19 protein-coding genes are annotated in these 19,923 nt (G+C 59.7%); all 19 read right to left on the reverse strand.

Annotated elements, in window-relative coordinates; all coding sequences use genetic code 11:
* Nucleotides 1–156 precede the first annotated feature (156 nt).
* Nucleotides 157–1,035 (reverse strand): EI24 domain-containing protein, encoded by an 879-nt coding sequence (locus JDW18_RS14890; protein ID WP_218243924.1) that lies wholly within the window; start codon nucleotides 1,033–1,035, stop codon nucleotides 157–159.
* A 14-nt stretch (nucleotides 1,036–1,049) separates the two neighbouring features.
* Nucleotides 1,050–2,030, reverse strand: a complete 981-nt coding sequence (locus JDW18_RS14895; RefSeq protein WP_218240184.1) for a sterol desaturase family protein — start codon at nucleotides 2,028–2,030, stop codon at nucleotides 1,050–1,052.
* A gap of 21 nt (nucleotides 2,031–2,051) precedes the next feature.
* On the reverse strand, nucleotides 2,052–2,879 hold the full coding sequence (locus JDW18_RS14900; protein WP_218240185.1) for a polysaccharide deacetylase family protein: 828 nt from the start codon (nucleotides 2,877–2,879) through the stop codon (nucleotides 2,052–2,054).
* A 74-nt stretch (nucleotides 2,880–2,953) separates the two neighbouring features.
* Nucleotides 2,954–4,147, reverse strand: coding sequence for a YncE family protein (locus JDW18_RS14905; protein WP_218240186.1), 1,194 nt, complete (start codon nucleotides 4,145–4,147; stop codon nucleotides 2,954–2,956).
* A 292-nt stretch (nucleotides 4,148–4,439) separates the two neighbouring features.
* Nucleotides 4,440–4,964, reverse strand: coding sequence for a phosphoribosyltransferase (locus tag JDW18_RS14910; protein ID WP_218240187.1), 525 nt, complete (start codon nucleotides 4,962–4,964; stop codon nucleotides 4,440–4,442).
* Between the two features lie 40 nt (nucleotides 4,965–5,004).
* Nucleotides 5,005–6,381 (reverse strand): adenylosuccinate synthase, encoded by a 1,377-nt coding sequence (locus JDW18_RS14915; RefSeq protein ID WP_218240188.1) that lies wholly within the window; start codon nucleotides 6,379–6,381, stop codon nucleotides 5,005–5,007.
* A 37-nt stretch (nucleotides 6,382–6,418) separates the two neighbouring features.
* A complete protein-coding gene (locus tag JDW18_RS14920) occupies nucleotides 6,419–7,567 on the reverse strand; it encodes an ATP phosphoribosyltransferase regulatory subunit (RefSeq protein ID WP_218240189.1) in 1,149 nt (382 codons plus the stop codon).
* A 93-nt stretch (nucleotides 7,568–7,660) separates the two neighbouring features.
* Nucleotides 7,661–7,849, reverse strand: a complete 189-nt coding sequence (locus tag JDW18_RS14925) for a DUF2065 domain-containing protein (RefSeq protein WP_218240190.1) — start codon at nucleotides 7,847–7,849, stop codon at nucleotides 7,661–7,663.
* Between the two features lie 59 nt (nucleotides 7,850–7,908).
* The gene (hflC, locus tag JDW18_RS14930) at nucleotides 7,909–8,799 is read right to left on the reverse strand and encodes a protease modulator HflC (protein WP_218240191.1); all 891 of its coding nucleotides are present in this window, start codon (nucleotides 8,797–8,799) and stop codon (nucleotides 7,909–7,911) included.
* Nucleotides 8,800–8,810: 11 nt separating this feature from the next.
* A complete protein-coding gene (gene hflK / locus JDW18_RS14935; RefSeq protein ID WP_218240192.1) occupies nucleotides 8,811–10,214 on the reverse strand; it encodes an FtsH protease activity modulator HflK in 1,404 nt (467 codons plus the stop codon).
* Between the two features lie 71 nt (nucleotides 10,215–10,285).
* Nucleotides 10,286–11,449, reverse strand: coding sequence for a GTPase HflX (gene hflX / locus JDW18_RS14940; protein WP_425514806.1), 1,164 nt, complete (start codon nucleotides 11,447–11,449; stop codon nucleotides 10,286–10,288).
* Between the two features lie 100 nt (nucleotides 11,450–11,549).
* Nucleotides 11,550–11,804 (reverse strand): RNA chaperone Hfq, encoded by a 255-nt coding sequence (hfq, locus tag JDW18_RS14945; RefSeq protein ID WP_218240194.1) that lies wholly within the window; start codon nucleotides 11,802–11,804, stop codon nucleotides 11,550–11,552.
* A gap of 100 nt (nucleotides 11,805–11,904) precedes the next feature.
* Complete coding sequence (gene der / locus JDW18_RS14950) at nucleotides 11,905–13,245, reverse strand: ribosome biogenesis GTPase Der (RefSeq protein WP_218240195.1); 1,341 nt, start codon at nucleotides 13,243–13,245, stop codon at nucleotides 11,905–11,907.
* A gap of 15 nt (nucleotides 13,246–13,260) precedes the next feature.
* Nucleotides 13,261–14,418, reverse strand: coding sequence for an outer membrane protein assembly factor BamB (gene bamB / locus JDW18_RS14955; protein WP_218240196.1), 1,158 nt, complete (start codon nucleotides 14,416–14,418; stop codon nucleotides 13,261–13,263).
* A 2-nt stretch (nucleotides 14,419–14,420) separates the two neighbouring features.
* Complete coding sequence (locus JDW18_RS14960; protein ID WP_218240197.1) at nucleotides 14,421–15,098, reverse strand: YfgM family protein; 678 nt, start codon at nucleotides 15,096–15,098, stop codon at nucleotides 14,421–14,423.
* Between the two features lie 50 nt (nucleotides 15,099–15,148).
* Complete coding sequence (gene hisS / locus JDW18_RS14965) at nucleotides 15,149–16,417, reverse strand: histidine--tRNA ligase (protein WP_218243925.1); 1,269 nt, start codon at nucleotides 16,415–16,417, stop codon at nucleotides 15,149–15,151.
* A 222-nt stretch (nucleotides 16,418–16,639) separates the two neighbouring features.
* A complete protein-coding gene (ispG, locus tag JDW18_RS14970) occupies nucleotides 16,640–17,908 on the reverse strand; it encodes a flavodoxin-dependent (E)-4-hydroxy-3-methylbut-2-enyl-diphosphate synthase (RefSeq protein WP_218240198.1) in 1,269 nt (422 codons plus the stop codon).
* Nucleotides 17,909–18,079: 171 nt separating this feature from the next.
* Nucleotides 18,080–19,063: a helix-turn-helix domain-containing protein gene (locus JDW18_RS14975; protein ID WP_218240199.1), complete on the reverse strand. Its 984-nt coding sequence runs from the start codon at nucleotides 19,061–19,063 to the stop codon at nucleotides 18,080–18,082.
* Nucleotides 19,056–19,907 (reverse strand): type IV pilus biogenesis/stability protein PilW, encoded by an 852-nt coding sequence (gene pilW, locus JDW18_RS14980; protein ID WP_218240200.1) that lies wholly within the window; start codon nucleotides 19,905–19,907, stop codon nucleotides 19,056–19,058. The genes JDW18_RS14975 and pilW overlap by 8 nt, the downstream gene beginning before the upstream one ends.
* Nucleotides 19,908–19,923 lie beyond the last annotated feature (16 nt).

The following is a 19,923-nucleotide window of genomic DNA, read 5'->3' on the forward strand; positions in this document are numbered from 1 at the left end:
ATAAGACAGCCACGCAATTTGGGGCGCCTGAGAAGGCTCCAAAGCGGTGCATATTGTCGCACCGCAAGATGGCTTTGCCAAAACGCACTATTTTGGTGAATTCTTATGCACCAAAATAGTGCCAATAAATAAAAGCGCCTGTTTGGTGCATGCTGGCTACAGCGCAGAAGAAGCACTACCGGCCATGCCCGGGGCAAAGGGAACTTGTGCAGAGGGCTCCCCCGGCCCCTGCTGGCCACGCTGCTGCGCCAGTGCTGCCAGACAGAAGTGGGCAAACCACAATGCCGAGAACGCGAACACCAGCGCATAAATCCAGATGGCAATGGGAATCAGAATCCAGAATGCCGCCAGGAACACCAGCCCCGAGACCCAGACAATGCCCGGGGCCATGCCCAGATAGCCGCAGATGACGCCCATCAGAATCAGCGACAGTCGGTGGCGTACAAACAGGCTGCGTCGCTCTTCCTTGCTGGCGTGATCTGCCAGCGCATCGAAGGCCATGACACGGTATGTGAGCCAGCCCCAGATCAGCGGCGTCACCACCAGCATCAGGGGCGGAAAGACCCACAGAGGCAGGGTGACGATCAAGGCCAGCAGCGCAATGGCCGTGGAGCCACCGGACCAGAGTACGCTGGCCACGAAAGAACCGCCATGCTTTTTCTCCATCTGGGGAAAACGCTTCTGCGCCACCAGATCAGTCAGCACAGGCGCCATGAACAGCCCCACCAGCATGAGCACCAGCACCACCAGCACTGGCGTAGCCCCAAGCACGACCAGAATGGATGCAACAACCTCTGAAGCATAGCCAACGCCATGGGACTGGAACCACAGCCAGACGGTGTGCAGCCACCCCACGCCATCCAGCAGGCTTTGAACCTTGAGCACGGCATCGGCCCAGAACAAGTAACCCAGCCCCCAGGACAGAAGCGCCATCAGGAGCAAGGGGAACAGGGACCACGCAATCACCCGCTTATGCAGGCAATACGCCAGTGCACGCCAGAAAGAGTCGAGTAGCAAGCTCATGCTGGCAAGCATACTCAAGGATTGATTTATGCGCGACCCATCAATCGTAGGACGGCTCGCCATTGTTGCGCCCAGAACCCACGGCCGTAATCCCGCAATTGACCTTGTGCGTTGGGCTGCACCTGATCGCGAATCCCTGTGGGGTCGTAGCGCAGATCAAAGTTGGCCGTGCCAAACAACATATCCCACCAGGGCAGCAGCACGCCAAAGTTGTTGCCATGCACTTTCTTGTTGCGCACTGGCGCCAGAGGTTCATGACCAATGCCAATGGCATGGTGACGACGGTGAAAGCGCGGGCTGATCCACAGGCGCTCGCCCAGTTTGCCAAACCAGATGCGGACATTGGCGTGCTGAAAGCTCTCGCTGAGCTGGGTCAATGCCACGATGGCCACAAACTGCCCGGGTGCCACACCAATTGCCTGCGCCACCAGCACGATGATGGCGTCGTGAATCACGCTGTCGAGCAAGTGGTTGCGGTTATCGCTCCACACCGTCATCTGGCGCTGCGAGTGGTGCACGGCATGCAGCTTCCACCACCAGGTCAAGCCATGCTGACCGCGGTGAATCCAGTACTCCACCAGATCGAAAACGATCAGATAGAGCACCAGGCTGACCCAGGCGTTGTCCGTCACACCCGGCCAGATATCGTCCAGGTGAAAACCGGGCAGACCCCAGACATGGAGCTGGCCCATGAGGGCATCCCACATCGGATCCACAGTGAAAAACAGGGCCAGCCGGAACAGGCCCAGCCGGTGAATCAGGGTGTAGAGAATGTCCACACGAATGGCCTGACGGTCCACCACGGGCTCCACCGGCTTCCAGCGCTGCAGGGGCACGATGACAGCGATCATGACTGCAATCTCCAGCAGCCCCACCAGCAGCCAGCCTGTGGCTGTATAGCCGTCTTCAAGCAGATTGGCCATACCGAAATGGAACAAGAAAGGCTGCACCACGCCTTCAAACAGGCGCTGCTGCGCATCCGCAAAAGTCTGAACCAACCACTCCACAACTCACTCCTCGTGCCGCACTCAGCGGTGCTGTGCAATCCAGCCCTGATAGGCCGGGTGCTCGGCCAGCGTACGGAAACAGAAACCCTGATCCAGCAGACCCACAATCAAAGGCTCAAGCACCGCCGGTGCCCAGGGGTCCTGACGTGACCAGATGCCTAGATGGGCCAGCAAGATATCGCCGCTGCGGATATTTTTCAGCGCCTGACTCAGCAGCCGCGCATTGGGATATTTATCGCTGGGCAGTTCATCGCCCAAAAAGCCCGCAGGCGCCCAGCCCACGTACTGATAACCGCCCTGCTGGGCTGCTGCGATCAATGCTGGTGATGTCTTGCCACCCGGGGCACGGTACAGCGGCAAAGGCTTGTGCCCGGTTATTTGCTGCAGGCGACGCGCAGAGCGTGCAACTTCCTCACGGTACTCATCGGCAGACACCACAAAGCTCTGGCCCTCACGCGGCCCGGCCGATGGCTTGACCTTGAAATGCGTGACCTGCCCTGTGTCCTTGTCCCGGATATCGGCCTGCCAGTACATATGGTCGTAGGTGTGAGAAGCCAACTGGTGCCCCTCGTCCGCCCGGGCCTTCCACCAGGGCGCCCAGAAATCACCCAGACTGGTGCCGCCCTCTTTCGCCGCCTCATTGGCGGCAAAAAAGGTTACCGGCACTTTGTGCTTTTGCAGCACCTGAGCCACCAGTTGGGCAATGCCCATGTGCCCGGTGTCAAAAGTCAGGTAAACCAGCTTGGAGCAAGCGCCTGCAGCTATGGTTTTAGAAGTACCCACCGCAGCCGCTGCAAGGCCTGGCAATGCGGCTGCAGTACCAGCCAGCATGAATTGACGTCTTAGCATCCACCCTCCTTGAGGTGGTCAATACACAGTCTGAAAGACTCTTGCTCACGGCAATGGTTCCGTGAGCAGGCAGGTCAACGTGCGGCGTGAGACAGTGTCCAGACTCCGTGCGGAGACTTGCCCACATTGACCTGGTTGATGACTTTTTTCTCGACCGTATCAATCACCGACAGCTTGCGCGCCCAGCGCGAGGCCACATAGATGTAGCGACCGTCTGCCGAGACATCCATGCAGTCCGGGCCACCCGGCGCGGGGTAGTTGGCCACGACCTGATTGGTCACCATGTCAATCTTGCTGATGGTGTTGGCCACGCGGTTGCTGACGTACAGGTGGCGGTCATCACCAGCCGCACGGAAGGCGTGCGCGCCTGCAGCGGTCTTGATCTGGCCTGTGCTGCGTGGCGTGGGGCCGGTAATGTCGAAGACTTCCACGCCGTCACCGCCCGTCAGGCCAACGAACAGCTTCTTGCCATCAGGGCTGCCGTACACGTCAGCAGGCATGGGGCCGGTGGGCACGCGTGCCTTGATGGTCTGTGTGGCGATATCGATGGCTACCAGCGCATCGCTGTCCTGCATGGTCGAGTACAGCGTCTTGCTTTGCGCATCGATAAACAAATGGCTAGGCGTTTTGCCGGTCGAGACACGCTTGACCAGTGTGGGGGTCTGCGTGGCTGCATCCCAGCGGTAGAAGTCGATATGGTTCAGGCGGTTGGCCGCCGTGATGAACCACTTCATATCAGGCGAAAAGCGCAGGTGATAGGGGTCCACGATGTCGCGAATCACGCGCTGCACGGCTCCCGTGCGGGGGTCCACCAGCGTCAGCGAATCACCGAGCGCATTGGCTACAACGAGAGACTTTTCGTCAGGTGTCAGATACAGGTGGTGCGGCTCTTTGCCCGTGGGGATGCGCGACTGCTCTTTCCAGGTCTGAGAGTCAACCACGCTGATGCTGGCATCCAGAGAGTTCAGCACGAACACGGGCGTAGGCCCTTGAACCTTGCTGGCTGCAGCCGCTGGCATCACGCGCGCAGGGGCTGGCGCAGCAGCAGGTGCCGCAGCCCCGGCTGCTGCGGTTGAAGACGCGGCCACCGCAGGCTTTGCCACAGCAGGCGCTGCAACCGGAGCACCTGCTGCCGTTGCCGATTTAACCCCAGGTAATGCCGATGCACCCAACCAGACGGCCAAACCGCCACCGACCAACAAAGCTACAGCAGCGCCAGTGCGCCCAATGGTAAGACGTCCCACAACCACCACCTTCTCAGAATCCACGCAGTGTAGCCGCGCCTGTGCAGCCACACCATCACTAGCCCAATTCCACGCGGGGCTTAGCGCGTCAACGTTTTGAGTCTTCCTGGCCTTGGCTTCCTCTCGGGGAAGTGCATCAAAAACAGGAGCATTCAGCGCAGGATTCTCCTATGTTTCAAAGGAAAAAAGCTGCAAAACCGTTGTAACAATGCCGCAAGGCGCTCACAAAATGATGAATGTCAATCACAAACGCGGTGCTATATAAAAAAGGAGCCCTCTGCGGGGCTCCTTTTCAGGCAAGGCCAGAGCGCAAGGCTTAAACCTTCCACTTCTCCACGAGCTTTTCAGGGCTCAGCGTGTCGTAGCCTTCAAAGGGCTGGTGAATCCAGGGGTTGGTGCCCAGATAGTCCACCGAGTAGTCGGCTTCGAAAGTCGAGATACCCTTGGTCCAGATCACGGCGCTGCGCAGCTCAGTGATGGGGGCGTAGTTGGTCTTGAGCATGGCGATCACGGCCTTGAGCGTGGCGCCGGAGTCTGCCAGGTCATCGACCAGCAGCACGCGACCTGCAATCTCACCCTTGGGGGTGGCGATGAAGCGACCAATATCCAGGTGACCCTGCACGGTGCCGGCTTCGGCACGGTAAGAGCTGGTGGACATGATGGCCAGAGGCTTGTCGAAAATACGGCTCAGAATATCGCCGGGACGCAGACCACCGCGTGCCAGGCACAGGATGGTGTCGAATTCCCAGCCAGACTGGTGAATCTTGATGGCCAGCTTTTCGATGAGACCGTGGTACTCGTCGTAGCTCACATACAGGTGCTTACCGTCTTCTGTCAGCATCGGTACAGTTCCTTTGAAAGTTCAGTAAAACCCAGCGCTATCAAGCGGCGCTGTAGGGGTTGTGCATCAGGATGGTGTGATCGCGGTCAGGGCTGGTGGACACCATGGCGATAGGCACACCCGTCACTTCCTGGATACGGTCCAGATAGCGGCGAGCATTCACGGGCAGCTTGTCGTACTCGGTCACACCCACGGTGGATTCTGTCCAGCCGGGAATGGATTCGTAAATAGGCTTGCAGCGCTCGATGTCGTCAGCGCCCAGGGGCAGCAGGTCGATCTTTTCGCCGTCCAGCTCGTAGCCCACGCACAGTTGCAGCTCTTCAATGCCGTCCAGCACGTCCAGCTTGGTAATGCACAGGCCGGACAGACCGTTGATCTGGGCCGAGCGCTTGAGCAGCGCAGCATCAAACCAGCCGCAGCGGCGCGAACGGCCGGTGGTCACACCCTTTTCGGCGCCCACGGTGCTCATCACATAGCCGGGAGTACCGGGCTTTTCCCATTCCAGCTCGGTGGGGAAAGGACCGCCGCCCACGCGTGTGCAGTAGGCCTTGGTGATACCCAAGATGTAGTGCAGCAGGCCAGGACCCACGCCAGCGCCTGCAGCGGCATTGCCAGCCACGCAGTTGGACGAGGTCACATAGGGGTAGGTGCCGTGGTCCACGTCCAGCAGCGTGCCTTGTGCGCCTTCAAACAGCAGGTTGCCGCCTTCGGCGTGCACAGCATTCAGCTCGCGCGAGACGTCAGCAATCATCGGCTTGAGCAGCTCGGCATGACGCATGGCTTCTTCGTACACAGCGTCGAACTGAATCTCGCCGTCCTTCATGTAAGGAGCCAGGCCGGCGCCGAAGTCGAAGTTCTTGGAGCCCAGCACGTTCACCAGAATGTGGTTGTGCAGGTTCAGCAGTTCACGCAGCTTGGTCGCGAAGCGCTCGGGGTGCTTCAGATCCTGCACGCGCAGCGCGCGGCGGGCAATCTTGTCTTCGTACGAAGGGCCAATACCCTTGCCGGTGGTGCCGATCTTTTGCACGCCGCCCTTTTCACGGGCTGCTTCGCGGCCGATGTCCAGTGCTACGTGGAAGGGCAGGATCAGCGGGCAGGCTTCGGACACGCGCAGACGGTCACGCACTTGCACGCCAGCCTTTTCCAGGCCTTCGATTTCTTCAAACAGCTTGCCCACGGAAAGCACCACACCGTTGCCGATGTAGCACTTCACGCCGGGGCGCATGATGCCGCTGGGAATCAGGTGCAGAGCAGTCTTTACGCCGTTGATGACCAGAGTGTGGCCAGCGTTGTGACCACCTTGGAAACGCACGACGCCATTGGCGCTTTCAGTCAGCCAGTCAACCAGCTTACCTTTGCCCTCGTCACCCCATTGGGTGCCGACTACGACGACGTTGCGACCTTTGGATGTATTCATATGCCAATCCGATAAATCGAAGAATTAGTCAAAAGCCTTAAATGGCTTGCACGACCCATTGCCCGCCAACATTGGCAAGCTCACGGTCGCAGTGGAACTCGTCCACTTCACTTTCGTGCCCTGGCAGCACACAGACCACCGTTTCGCCCTTCTGGCGCAATGCGGCAATGGCCGCAGCCACTTGCACATCATCGCCCCAGGGAGCGCGAATGGCAGCCTTGAGCGGACGCTCGGGCACGACAGCCACCAGTTGTTTGATATCCAGACTGAAGCCAGCGGCGGGGCGATTGCGCCCGAACACCGCACCGACTTCGTCGTAGCGGCCACCGCGCACCAGGGCATCGCTGCCACCGGGCACATAAATCGCAAAGCGCGTACCGCTGTAGTAAGAGTAGCCGCGCAGGTCGGCCAGGTCAAAGCTGACCTTGACGCCGTCCAGACGCTGCACCAGCCAGCGCAAATGTGATAGCACATCACGCACACCAGCTGTGCGCTCCAGCACTTTTTCAGCCTTATCCAGCACTTCCATGCCGCCATACAGCTGCAGCAGTGCCATCAGGCCTTCGCGTGAGGCTTCGGGGAAATTGGCGGTCAGTGCGGACAACCCGGTGGCGTCCTTGGAGGCCAGCGCTGCATGCACGCCGCGCAGCACCTGCTCATCGACCATCACGCCAGCCAGCAGGCTGCGCACAATGCGCACATCTGCCAGGTCCACGATCACGTCCTTGACGCCAGCACCCTTGAGGCAGTCCAGTGCCAGATGCAGCGCTTCGAGGTCGGCTTCCAAGCCTTCGTGGCCATAGATTTCAGCACCGAACTGGAAAGGCTCACGCGTGGCGCGGGGGCGATCTGGCAGCGCATGAACCACGGGGCCGCAATAGCACAGACGTGTCACGCCGCTGCGATTGAGCAGGTGTGCATCAATGCGCGCCACTTGCTGCGTCATGTCTGCACGCAGGCCCATGGTGCGACCAGAGAGCTGGTCAATCAGTTTGGAAGTCTGAAGGGCGAGAGCTTCGCCTGTACCCGTCAGCAAGGACTCCAGATACTCCAGCATGGGTGGCATGACAAGCTCATAGCCATAGCTGCGTGCAGTATCGAGCAATCCTCGACGCAATTCTTCGATGTGCCGTGCCTCGGAGGGCAAAACATCGGCAATGTGATCCGGCAGGACCCAAGCAGACATGGAGAAATGGGGAGGCTGTTAAAAATGCGATTCTACCGGCTTTGCCAGCTCTGCCTAATTTGACCTACAAGGCCTAGCCAGTATCGGCGGTATTTAGAGCAAGGCCAGCGTGATGGCGCCCGCTGCGATACACAGCAATCCGCAAAAGCGCAGTTGCCCGTCTTTGAGTGCCAGCAGCTGGGTAAAAAGGCGCCGCCACTGCTGCGGAGCCAGCAAAGGCAGCAGCCCTTCCATCACCAGCACCATCCCCATGGCCAGCCCCAAGGTTTCCATCCAGTTCATACCTGTCTCCGAAATAAACAATGGCCCACAAGGGGCCATTGTTTTGATAGCAATGAAGCTTATTTGCCAGCCGATCCGCCGCTGCGGTAAGCCTTGAAGAAATCGGTCTGCGAGGGGTCCAGCACCAGCACATCGCTCTTCTTGGAGAAGCTCTCCTTGTAAGCATCGAGGCTGCGGTAGAACTGCGCAAACTGCGGATCCTTACCAAAGGATTCAGCGTAGATGCGCGCAGCTTCTGCATCGCCTTCGCCCTTGATCTTCTGAGCATCGCGGTAAGCGTTGGCAATGGTGATGTCACGCTGGCGGTCCGCTTCAGCGCGAATCTTTTCACCTTCTGCCGCACCGGTAGAACGCAGTTCATTGGCCACGCGCTTGCGCTCGGCTTCCATACGGCGATAGACGGACTCGGTAATGGTCTCAGCGTAGTCCACGCGAGTAATACGCACGTCCACAATGTCCACGCCCCAGGGCTTGGCGCCGCGAACGGTTTCCAGCACTTCACGCTTGACATCGGCCATCAGCGCTTCACGCTTGGAAGACAGCAGCTCGCGCACGGTGCGGCGGTTGATCTCTTCCTGGAAAGCATTGCGCACCACGCGATTAAGCTGCATGGCACCTGCGGATTCGTCCAGGCCCACGTTACGGATGTATTCCGAGGGCTCGGAAATGCGCCAGCGCACATACCAGTCAATCACCACGCGCTGCTTTTCAGCAGTCAGCATGGGTTCGGTGTCAGTGCTGTCCAGCGTCAGCAGACGCTTGTCGATATAGCGCACGTTCTGGAAGGGCGGAGGCATCTTCCAGTTCAGACCCGGCTCGGTAATCACTTCCTTGATCTGACCCAGCGCATAGACCACGCCAAACTGGCGCTGATCCACCACAAACAGGGTGGAGCTCAACAAGGCCAGCACCACAAGAATGCTGGTGACAAAAAATCCAATTCGATTCACTGCATTCTCTCCTAGCGTGCGTCACGATCACGGCTGCGCGCATCGCGGCTGCGTGCATCGCCAGCGGGGTTGGGCACTACGCGAACAGTGGCCGCAGGTGTGGTTGAGCTTGCCGGGGCAGCTGCATCGCCTGTGGCGGCTGCATTGGCAGCACTGCCAACACCGCTCATGATCTTGTCCAGCGGCAGGTACAGCAGGTTGGAGCCCTGGCGGGACTCGACCAGCACCTTGGTCACGTTGCTGTAGATCTGCTGCATGGTGTCCAGATACAGGCGGTCACGCGTAACCTGAGGCGCTTTCTGGTACTCGCTGTACAAGGAGCTGAAGCGGCCCGCATCACCCTGCGCCTGCGCCACGATCTTGGACTTGTAAGCCTGCGCTTCTTCACCCAGACGAGCCGCCGAGCCGGTAGCACGAGGCACCACATCGTTGGCATATGCCTGGGCTTCGTTCTTGGCGCGCTCGCGTTCCTGACCGGCCTTGAGCACATCGTCAAACGATGCCTGCACCTGCTCGGGCGGACGCACACCACCTTGCTGCAGATTGATGCCCACCACTTCAACGCCCACTTTGTAGCGATCCAGAATGGTTTGCATCAGGTCACGCACACGCGGGGCAATCTGGTCACGCTCTTCAGCCAGAGCGGTATCCATCTTCATCTTGCCAACCACTTCGCGCACTGCAGATTCGGCCACCTGCACCACCGCTTCGGAGGGGCTGCGGCTTTCAAACAGCCAGGCACGGGCATCACTCAGGCGGTACTGCACGGCGAATTTGATCTCGACGATGTTTTCGTCTTCGGTCAGCATGGCCGATTCACGCAGACCGGTGCTGCGCACGATGTTGTCGCTGCCCACATCCGCAGAGCGAATCTGCGAGACATAGACCAGCTCATGCTTTTGCAGCGGGTAAGGCAGGCGCCAGTTGAAGCCCGCCCCCACCGTGCTCTTGTACTTGCCAAACTGGGTGATAACCGCCTGCTGGCCTTCCTGCACGATGAAAAAGCCAGTACCCAGCCAAATCAGCACAGCCACGCCAGCAATCAGAAACACGCCCTTGCCCGGATTAAAGGGCTCGGCAGGCTGACCGCCGCCATTGCGACCGGGAGGCAGGCCACGGCCGCCGCCGGGTTTGCCGCCAAACAGACCCGAGAGCTTACGATTGAGATCGCGCCACAGCTCATCCAGATCAGGTGGCTGACCTTGCTGGGACGAGGATGGACGAGGACGGGGTGGCTGCTCAGGCGCTGGCGCAGGAGAAGATGGCCGATCGTTGTCCGAAGGCGAATTGCTGGACTGCGAGGCATCTTCGTTGTTGTTGTCGCCACGACCCCAGCGCGGGTCGTTCAAGTTGAACATCCCGCGAATGCGTTGCGGTAGCACCGCCAAGCGATGAACGCGTTGTGAAAAATTCATGCGAGAAGTCTCTGTGTTTTCAAAAAGACATGAACCATGGCAGGCATTGTGCCCAATAGGGGCACAAATCCCTAGTATTGCGCCTCATCATCCGGGGACATCCAGTACGTATCGTCCGCCCCCTTCTGCTCTTCGCGCTCAACTTCCTGACGCGCCTGCAAGACCCGGTCTGCCAGCAATTGCCGCAACTGTGCCAGCCCTTGCCCGGACCGGGCACTGACAAACACACGCGGCACAGGAATGCCGTCAAGCTCGTACTCATCCTGCAGTTGCGCAGGCTGACGCTCGGGCTCTATGGCATCCAGCTTGTTGAAGACCAGGACCTGAGGCACATCGTCTGCCCCGATTTCCGCCAGAACTTTCTGCACTTGTTGTATTTGTTCCGGGAAGCCGGGGTTGGATGCATCCACCACATGCAGCAGCAGGTCGGCGTCAATCGCCTCCTGCAAAGTAGCCTGGAAAGCATCCACCAGACCGTGCGGCAAGTCACGGATGAAACCCACCGTGTCTGACAGGGAAACCGACTCCTCGGCCTCTGCCAGATACATCTGCCGGGTGGTCGTATCCAGCGTGGCAAACAACTGATCGGCCGCATAGGCTCGCGCCTTGACCATGGCATTGAACAGTGTGGATTTGCCCGCGTTGGTATAGCCCACCAGCGAGATATTGAAAACGTCACGACGCGAACGCTGGCGGCGCTGGGTCGAGCGCTGCTTTTTGACCTTCTTCAAGCGCTCCTTGGTGCGCTTGATGGACTCGTCGATCATCCGGCGGTCCAGCTCGATCTGCTTTTCACCAGGGCCACCACGGCCACCGATACCGCCGGCCTGACGCTCCAGGTGGCTCCAGCGACGCACCAGGCGTGTGCTGATGTATTGCAGACGGGCCAGTTCCACCTGCAGCTTGCCTTCGTGGCTGCGTGCGCGCTGGGCAAAGATTTCCAGAATCAGCATGGTCCGGTCATTGACCGGCATCTGGATGTGACGCTCCAGATTGCGCTGCTGCGCCGGGCTCAGAGCCTGGTCAAACCAGACTTCCTTGGCGCCGTGCATCTGGGCCAGCATGCGGATTTCGTCCGCCTTGCCACTGCCCACGAACAGGGCGGGGTCGGGGGCCTTGCGTTTGCAAGTCAGACGGGCAACGGGAAGCAAGCCAGCAGTCTGTGCCAGCAGGCCCAGCTCTTCCAGCTCGTCGTCAAAATGGGGAACGCCAAAATCCACGCCTACCAGCAGCACTGGCGCCGACGCGGATCGCTCAAAGGATTCAGAACTCAAATACCTGTCCCGTAGGGTAAGAGCCGCGCCGGCAGGACCGGCGGGCAGGAAAGCGCAAAGCTTAGGATGCGGCGACTTCGCCGTCAGCCGCTGCTGCAGCCGAGAAGTTCACGGCGCGGCCGGGAACGATGGTGGAGATGGCGTGCTTGTAAACCATCTGTGTCACGGTGTTGCGCAGCAACACCACGTACTGGTCAAACGACTCGATTTGGCCTTGCAGCTTGATGCCGTTGACCAGATAGATGGAGACTGGCACATGTTCACGACGCAGTGCGTTCAGGAACGGATCTTGGAGGAGTTGACCTTTATTGCTCACGATATTCTCCGTGTTCGAAGAGTGTTGTTGTAAACCGACACGTTACCACAGCCCCAGCGAAGACCCTTCGAGAGGGTTTTCCCTTGGGCTGTAGCAAGTATTAATCCTTGTCGGCGTAAGGATTATGGGAGGTTTTCATATCGATGCGCAACGGTGTGCCCACCAGATTGAATTCCTTGCGGAAGCGTCCTTCCAGAAAACGCTTGTAGGCGTCTGTCACCAGATCCAGCGAGTTGCCGTGAATCACAATGATGGGCGGGTTCATGCCACCCTGGTGGGCGTATCGCATCTTGGGGCGATAGGCACCAACCTTCTTGGGTGTCTGGAACTGCAGCGCTTCCATCAGGATGCGGGTCAGCACCGGAGTCGGCATCTTGCAGGTTGCCGAGCGATGCGCCTGGATGATGGACTTCCACAGCGGCTCAAGACCCTGGCGCTTTTGCGCCGAGATGAAGTGCAGCGGTGCGAACTTCAGAAAGGACAGGCGGGTTTCGATAGAGCGCTCCAGCATCTGGCGCTGATAGTCGTCCACCGCATCCCATTTGTTGATGGCCAGCACCACCGAGCGGCCGCTTTCCAGGATGTAGCCCGCAATGTGGGCATCCTGATCGGTCACACCCGCCGTGGCATCAATCAGCAGCAGCACCACATTGGCGCCTTCAATGGCCTGCAGTGTCTTGACCACAGAGAACTTCTCGATGGCCTCGAACACTTTACCCTTGCGGCGCAGGCCGGCGGTGTCGATCAGTTCGAACTTCTGGCCGTTGCGCTCAAAAGGCACGGTGATGGCATCACGTGTGGTGCCAGGCATGTCAAAAGCCACCAGTCGCTCTTCACCCAGCCAGGTGTTGATGAGCGTGGACTTGCCTGCGTTGGGGCGCCCCGCCACGGCCAGACGCACAGGCTTTTGGTCTTCCTCACCGAAGATTTCTTCTTCAGGCTCAGGCAGATTCAGCAGACCCAGCGCAGCGTCCACCAGGGTTCGCACGCCCTGGCCATGCGCGGCCGAGACGGGCATGACTTCACCCAGACCCAGTTCATAGAACTCGGACAGTTGTGCGCCATCCTTCATGCCTTCGGCCTTGTTGGCTACCAGCAGCGTTGGCTTGCTCAAACGACGCAGGTAGTTGGCAATCTCGTGATCCTGGCCGGACAGGCCTGCGCGCGCATCCAGCACAAAGATCACCACATCGGCTTCGGCCACGGCCTGCTGCGTCTGCTTGGCCATCTCCTTGAAGATGCCGCGTGACGCGTCGGGCTCAAAACCGCCGGTGTCAATGACGATGTATTCATGCTTGCCCTGACGACCTTGGCCGTAGTGGCGATCACGCGTCAGACCAGCAAAGTCGGCGACGATGGCATCCCTCGACTTCGTGAGCCGATTAAACAGCGTCGACTTGCCCACATTGGGGCGCCCTACCAGGGCAATAACTGGCTTCATTCCAAAAACAATCTATCAATCAGGCTTGAAGCCGTACACCGTCCCGCTACGGCTGACGACCACCAGAGTATTGGCGGCCACAACCGGCGCAGTGGCGACTCCCGCCTTATCAGTTTGCAAACGGGTCAGTGCAGAGCCGTCTTCACGCGACAGCATGTGCACAGTCCCCAAATCATCAGCCAGCACCACAGAACGGCCCAGCACCAAGGGTGCGGTCAGCTTGCGGTACTGCAGCTTGTCCACGGACCACAGGCGCTCGCCGTCCGTACGACGCCAAGCCTGCACCGTGCCATTACTTTCGGCACCAAAGACGGATTGTTCATCACCGTCAATACCATCGCTGCCCTTGGAGTTCTGTGTCCAGCGCACATTGGCGTTGCTGACATCCACACAGCCCACGGTGGCCTGGAAAGCACGGGCGCACAGGCTGTTGCCTACGCGGCTGACAGGTCCGACCAGATCCACCAGTCGCTCCACATCGTTGGTGCCGCGAGGTGCCGCCAGAGGCGCCATCCAGCGCACAGAACCGTTGTCGGGGTCCACACCCGCCAGACGGCCAGAAACGCCTACCACCAGCGTATTGCCAGCAGGCAGCAGCACACCGGGCTGACGCAGAATCAGCGGCTCATTCGATGGGCCTTCTGCCGACCACAGTTCACGGCCGCTGTTGGCGTCATAAGCGGCCAGCGAGCGATCTGCCAGCATCACAAAGACACGGCCACCCGCCACCAGCGGAGGCGTGTACACCGCGGCGCCAAGGCGCTGCTTCCACAGTTGCTTGCCTTCGGCAAACACCTTCAGTTCATTGCTGCGCGTGACCACGGCAGTACGCTGGCCATCGCTGCCCACGCCTGTGGTCAGCGGCTCACCGGCGCTGAATTTACCCAGCTGGCTGCCGCTGTTGGCGTCCAGCGTCGTGACACTGCCATCCTTGGTCACCACCGTCACCGTGTTGCCATGTACCCATGCTGGCATGGCCAGAGGCACTTCGCTGCCCAGCTTGGCAGTCCAGGCCTGGTGCACGGCGATCTTGGCGGGATTAGCACCCAGGTCCAGAGGCTTTGGCGCATCCTTGCTACCAAACATGGAGCAAGCGCTCAGTGCGCCAGCCAATACAGTCAGCGCCAGTACGCGTGTAGCCGTGCGAGTCACAGTGTGGGCAGAAGTCTTCAAGATTATTTCTCCGACGCAGTTGTCTTCACCAGGGCCGCCGTTTCAGGAGCTGCACCCAGCGCATTGAGCTTGAATTCCACCAGGTGGCGGTAGTCCAGATCCTTGTCCAGCGCCTTGTAGGCTGCCTGATACTGAGTCACGGCATCCTGAGGCTTGCCCAGCGCAGAATACAGGTCGCCACGGCGATCCGCCTGCAGGCCGACAAAGGCTTCGGGCATGGAAGCTTCCAGCACCTTGAGGCCTTCGTCAAAATTCTTCTTCTGCTCCAGCACGGCAGACAGACGCAGGCGCGCCAGGGCCTTGGAGCCTTCGTCGCCCTTTTCCATCACCCAGCTCAGCACAGCCTTGGCATCGTCGATCTTGCCTGCATCCACATGGGCCTTGGCCAGCAGCAGCCCTGTCTGGCTGGCCTGTGCAGTGCCAGCATACTTTTCCTTGAGTTCAGCGAACGCCTGATCGGCACGCGCCTGATCCTTGGTGGTCAGCGCCTGATCGACAGCAAACTCCAGGCCTGCCGCCTGCACAGACTGGCGCTTTTGCCAGTATTGCCAGCCATTCCAGCTGGCGATGCACGCAAACACCACCACCAGCACGCCAGTGATCAAGGTACCCCAGGAATTCCAGAAATGCTTGAGCTGATCGAGTTGCTCTTGTTCTTCAAGGTCGAAATGATTTGCCATGGCTTCTTTGGATGAATGGAATACCCGTCAGGAAACGAAAAAAGTACGCGTCAGGCCGCCGATTTTAGGCTGCCCGCCCATTGAGCGACTTCTGCCAGGGATTGCTGAACTTGCTGACCTTCACCATCGCGCAGCGATTTGACGGTGACCTTGCCTTGCGCCAGCTCGTCGGCGCCAAAGATCAGCGCAAAGCGTGCACCCGAGCCATCGGCCTTCTTGAACTGCGACTTCATCGAGCCCATGCCCTCAGCCGAGCCCCCTGCAGCGGCGTGCATTTGCACAGCCACGCCAGCAGAGCGCAGTTGCTGCACCGTCTTGAAAACTTGTGGCAGCGCCGATGCATCGGGAATGATGGCATAGGCATCTGCGGCAGGCTGAGGAATCTCGGCACCGATTTCCTTGAGCACTTCCAGCACGCGCTCAATGCCCATACCCCAGCCCACAGCGGGAGCAGGCTTTCCGCCCACTTCCTCAATCAGATAGTCATAGCGACCACCGCCGCAGATAGTGCCCTGCGAGCCCAGCTTGTCGGTAATGAACTCGAACACCGTGAGGTTGTAATAGTCCATGCCGCGCACCAGACGCGGATTCAGCGTCCATGCGACGCCGTTGGCATCCAGAATATCCTGCACGGCCTTCAGGTGAGCCTTGGAGGCATCGCCCAGATAGTCCATCAGCTTGGGCGCTGCGTTGACCATGTCCTGCATGGCAGCGTTTTTGGTATCGAGCACGCGCAGCGGGTTGCTGTACATGCGGCGCTTGGCCTCTTCGTCCATCACATCGGTGTGCTGCTCGAAGTAGGCAATCAGCGCTTCGCGGTGGGCCTTGCGCTCTTCGGGCTGACCCAGGCTGTTGAGTTCCAGACGCACGTCGTCAATGCCCAGCTCTTTCCACAGTTGCGCAGCCAGCAGAATGACTTCGGCGTCCAGCTCGGGGCCGGCGAAGCCCATGGCCTCCACCCCCACTTGGTGGAACTGGCGATAGCGGCCACGCTGAGGGCGCTCGTGGCGGAACATGGGGCCGATGTAGAACAGGCGCTTGCCGCCGTCATACAGCAGATTGTTTTCGACAATCGCACGCACCACGCCCGCCGTGCCTTCGGGGCGAATGGTCAGGTGTTCTCCGTTGAGCTTGTCTTCAAAGGAATACATTTCCTTTTCAACAATATCGGTCACCTCACCCAGACCGCGCACGAACAGGGCCGTGGGCTCGACGATAGGCGTGCGGATATTGCGATAGGCAAAGCGCCCCATCAGATTGCGAACCTTGTCCTCAAACCATTCCCAGCGGGCCGAGTCCGGCGGGAGGATGTCGTTCATGCCTTTGATGGCGGTCAGTTTTTCGTTCTTGGCCACGTAAAAGTCTCTTACTGGGTTACTAGCAAAATAAGAGCGTGCAGCACACCATCTCTCTATTTATTAACTAGAAACCTTGTTCAAATCCATACAGATAGTGCGAAGGCAGCTATCAATTCTCATTCTCGCTTGATGGCATTGTGCCAGCAAGCCACCTGACAGCCCACTCGCGCAGGCTATCTTTACTTAGCTTGCAGAGCCGTAGCGGCGCTGCACATATTGCAGCACCAGCGTCTGGAACTCTTCGGCAATGTGCTCGCCGCGCAGCGTCAGGGCTTTTTCACCATCAATGAACACAGGCGCAGCAGGTGCTTCACCATTGCCAGGCAGGCTGATGCCGATGTCGGCATGCTTGCTCTCGCCAGGGCCGTTGACGATGCAACCCATCACGGCCACTTTCATGGCTTCCACACCGGGGTACTGGGTGCGCCACACGGGCATTTCACCGCGCAGAAAGTCGTCAATCTTCTTGGCCAGCTCCTGGAAAGTGGTGCTGGTCGTGCGGCCGCAACCCGGGCAAGCGGTGACGCTGGGCACAAACACGCGCAGACCCAGGGCCTGCAGAATCTCGGACGCGACCACCACTTCCTGCGTGCGAGCCTCGCCGGGCTGGGGCGTGAGCGAGACGCGAATCGTGTCGCCAATGCCTTCCTGCAGCAGCACGGACAGCGCGGCGGTGGATGCCACCGTGCCCTTGGTACCCATACCCGCCTCGGTCAGACCCAGGTGCAGCGCATAGTCGCAGCGGCGGGCCAGTTCGCGGTAGACGGAGATCAAATCCTGCACACCGCTGACCTTGCACGACAAGATGATGTTGTCGGGGTTCAGGCCGATGTTCTTGGCCAGCTCAGCCGAGGTAATGGCCGAGGTAATCAATGCCTCGTACATGACCTGACGCGTTTCCCAGGGCTTGGCACGCTTGCTGTTCTGATCCATCAGCTCGGCCATGATTTCCTGGTCCATCGAGCCCCAGTTCACGCCAATGCGCACGGCTTTGTCGTACTTGGCGGCAATCTCGATCATCTGGCCGAACTGCTTGTCCTTTTTGTCGCCCTTGCCCACGTTGCCGGGGTTGATGCGGTACTTGGACAGCGCCTGGGCGCACTCGGGATAGTCGGTCAGCAAACGGTGGCCGTTGTAGTGAAAGTCCCCCACCAGCGGCACATACTCGCCCATGCGGTCGAGTTGCTCACGGATATAGGGCACAGCAGCCGCAGCCTCGGGCGTGTTGACGGTGATGCGCACCATCTCCGAGCCAGCCTGCGCCAGCTGACGCACCTGAATCGCCGTTTCCACGGCATCCACGGTGTCGGTATTGGTCATGGACTGCACACGCACAGGCGCATCGCCACCCACGGTCACCACGTTGTTGCGCCACACCACCTTGGCCTGACGCGATTTGCGCGGCAGCGGGCTGGCGATGTCAATGGCTTTCTCTGAATCTTGCACTGTCATATTTCAATTATCCAAGTGCTGCGCGCAAACCTGGCGCACGCCAAAGGCAGGCAGCCAAGCAAGGGCCGCCCCGCACAGAGGCTGTCGCTCCCCTCCCCCTAGCACGCAGCGCGTAGAGAGAGGGCGCCGTGCACACGGGGAAGGCGCGAAGCGACTCAGGGGGAGCTTCATTTATTTCACTTCGAAGCGGGCCACGTTGTCACGCGTAGTCGAAATATCAAAAGGCTCGCCACGCACCATCACCTGGGTGCCCTTGGCGTTACCCACGATCACGGACAGAGGCAGCGTGCCCTCGGCGGTCACAGACTCATCCTTGGCCAGCGTCTTTTCCAGAACCACCTTGCCCGATGCATCCTTGACTTTGACCCAGGATTGCGTCACGGCTTTGAATTCCAGCACCGATCCCTTGGTTGCAGCAGAGGGACTGCCTGTCGCAGCCTCAGGCACAGCCGCAGCGGCCACCGCAGGTGCGGCAGGCGCTACAGGTGACTCTGGGGCGGCAGGAGCCGCAGTAGTTGCTGGAGCAGCGGGGGCTGTTTCATTCGCAGCCAGCGCAGATGGCAAAGGCGCAGCACCTTCGGCAGGCGTCTCCGAAGGCGTCACCACCGAACCGGACTCCACCACCACACCAGTGGCGGGAGGCTGGGCGCCAGACTGCGCGGCTTCCTGGCTGGCACTACCACCTTCAGCAGACTGCTGCAAAGGCACAAAGTACACGGCAGCAGCAGCGGCCAGCAGCAACAGAACACCAGCGATGATCTTACGCGAGCTGCCCTCACGCGAGTCCAGCGGGGTTCCCGAAGACTTGAAGTGGCTGCGCTCCTTGACTGTTTCGTTGATGCCGCCGCCCGCATTGCTCAGACTTTTGAGCGCTGTGCGTGGCAGCAAGGCCAGAACGGACTCTGCATCAATATGCAGATTGCGGCACATGCCCATGGCCAGAGCGCGCATGAACACATGATCGGGGAAGGCTTCGTATTGATCGGCCTCCAGTGCCTCCAGCTTGTGCTGGGGCACCTTGAGCATTGCTGCCATCGTTGGCAATTGCATGCGGGCTGCTTCCCGCGCCTGACGCAAGATGGCGCCGGCGGTTGTCTGGGTTTGCGCCTGCTCTTCGCTTTGCATAGTCACCTCTTTCACCACACCGTCACTCATTGAAGGCTCCACGCTCATAGGCCAGCCACTGGCGTGACTGCGGGTAGCGATCACGCAGCTGGTTGGCCAGCTGACGCACTCCAATATCGTCGTGCAATGCCCTGTTTATTTTGATTCCCAGCCACAGGCTTTCTGCGCTGGCTTGGTTGCTATTGTTATTCAGACGGCGGATGTAGAACTGCGCCTTGTTCAGATCACCCTTGAGCCACAGTACATTGGCCAGGTTGTAGCCTGCTGCCGCATTGCCCAGGTCCATCTCATAGGCGCGCAGCATGCTCTCATAGGCCTGATCGAGCTGACCTGCCTGCTGATAGCACATGCCCTTGGCCAACAGGGTTTTGGGCTGCTCGCGGTAGCCGGGGGCTGCCAGCGCCTTGTCAAACCAGGGCTGCGCCACATCGAAGCGTTTTTGCTGGCACAGCATCCAGCCGTAGTTGTGAATCTGGTTGCCGTCTTTGGGGTTCAGGTCAATGGCTTTGCGCATGGCAACGTCAGCCTGCGTCCAGTCCTGGTTCTGCATCAGGATCAAGCCCAGCAGACCGTAGGCGTCGGCATAGTCAGGTTTGGCCGTCAGTGCCTGCCCCACCTCTTCCATGGCCACATCCAGACGACCTGCCTGGTAGTAGTTGGCCGCCAGTTCCAGACGAATCTGCGCACGCCGGCTGGCATCCGCAATTGAGGGCGTACCGGTACCCATGACCGAAGTCTGCGGCACCGAGGTGGAAGAAGTTGTCGTGGTGGTCGTGCTGGTGCAGCCAACCAACGCGGCAGCAACAACCGGAACGCCCCACCGGGCCAGCAGACCCCAATGCTTCAAAACCGGCTGGCTTACCACTGCCCTCATGTAGTGTCCTTTATTC

Origin of the sequence: Comamonas fluminis (assembly GCF_019186805.1) — a bacterium.
Lineage (GTDB): Bacteria > Pseudomonadota > Gammaproteobacteria > Burkholderiales > Burkholderiaceae_C > Comamonas > Comamonas fluminis.

Bases quoted from the DNA above. Each gene is read 5' to 3' on its own strand.
- JDW18_RS14890 (WP_218243924.1), bottom strand. From the start codon at position 1,035: ATGCTTGCCAGCATGAGCTTGCTACTCGACTCTTTCTGGCGTGCACTG.
- JDW18_RS14900 (WP_218240185.1), bottom strand. From the start codon at position 2,879: ATGCTAAGACGTCAATTCATGCTGGCTGGTACTGCAGCCGCATTGCCA.
- JDW18_RS14910 (WP_218240187.1), bottom strand. From the start codon at position 4,964: ATGCTGACAGAAGACGGTAAGCACCTGTATGTGAGCTACGACGAGTAC.
- JDW18_RS14915 (WP_218240188.1), bottom strand. From the start codon at position 6,381: ATGAATACATCCAAAGGTCGCAACGTCGTCGTAGTCGGCACCCAATGG.
- JDW18_RS14920 (WP_218240189.1), bottom strand. From the start codon at position 7,567: ATGTCTGCTTGGGTCCTGCCGGATCACATTGCCGATGTTTTGCCCTCC.
- JDW18_RS14925 (WP_218240190.1), bottom strand. From the start codon at position 7,849: ATGAACTGGATGGAAACCTTGGGGCTGGCCATGGGGATGGTGCTGGTG.
- hflK (WP_218240192.1), bottom strand. From the start codon at position 10,214: ATGAATTTTTCACAACGCGTTCATCGCTTGGCGGTGCTACCGCAACGC.
- der (WP_218240195.1), bottom strand. From the start codon at position 13,245: ATGAAGCCAGTTATTGCCCTGGTAGGGCGCCCCAATGTGGGCAAGTCG.
- JDW18_RS14960 (WP_218240197.1), bottom strand. From the start codon at position 15,098: ATGGCAAATCATTTCGACCTTGAAGAACAAGAGCAACTCGATCAGCTC.
- hisS (WP_218243925.1), bottom strand. From the start codon at position 16,417: ATGAACGACATCCTCCCGCCGGACTCGGCCCGCTGGGAATGGTTTGAG.
- ispG (WP_218240198.1), bottom strand. From the start codon at position 17,908: ATGACAGTGCAAGATTCAGAGAAAGCCATTGACATCGCCAGCCCGCTG.
- JDW18_RS14975 (WP_218240199.1), bottom strand. From the start codon at position 19,063: ATGAGTGACGGTGTGGTGAAAGAGGTGACTATGCAAAGCGAAGAGCAG.
- pilW (WP_218240200.1), bottom strand. From the start codon at position 19,907: ATGAGGGCAGTGGTAAGCCAGCCGGTTTTGAAGCATTGGGGTCTGCTG.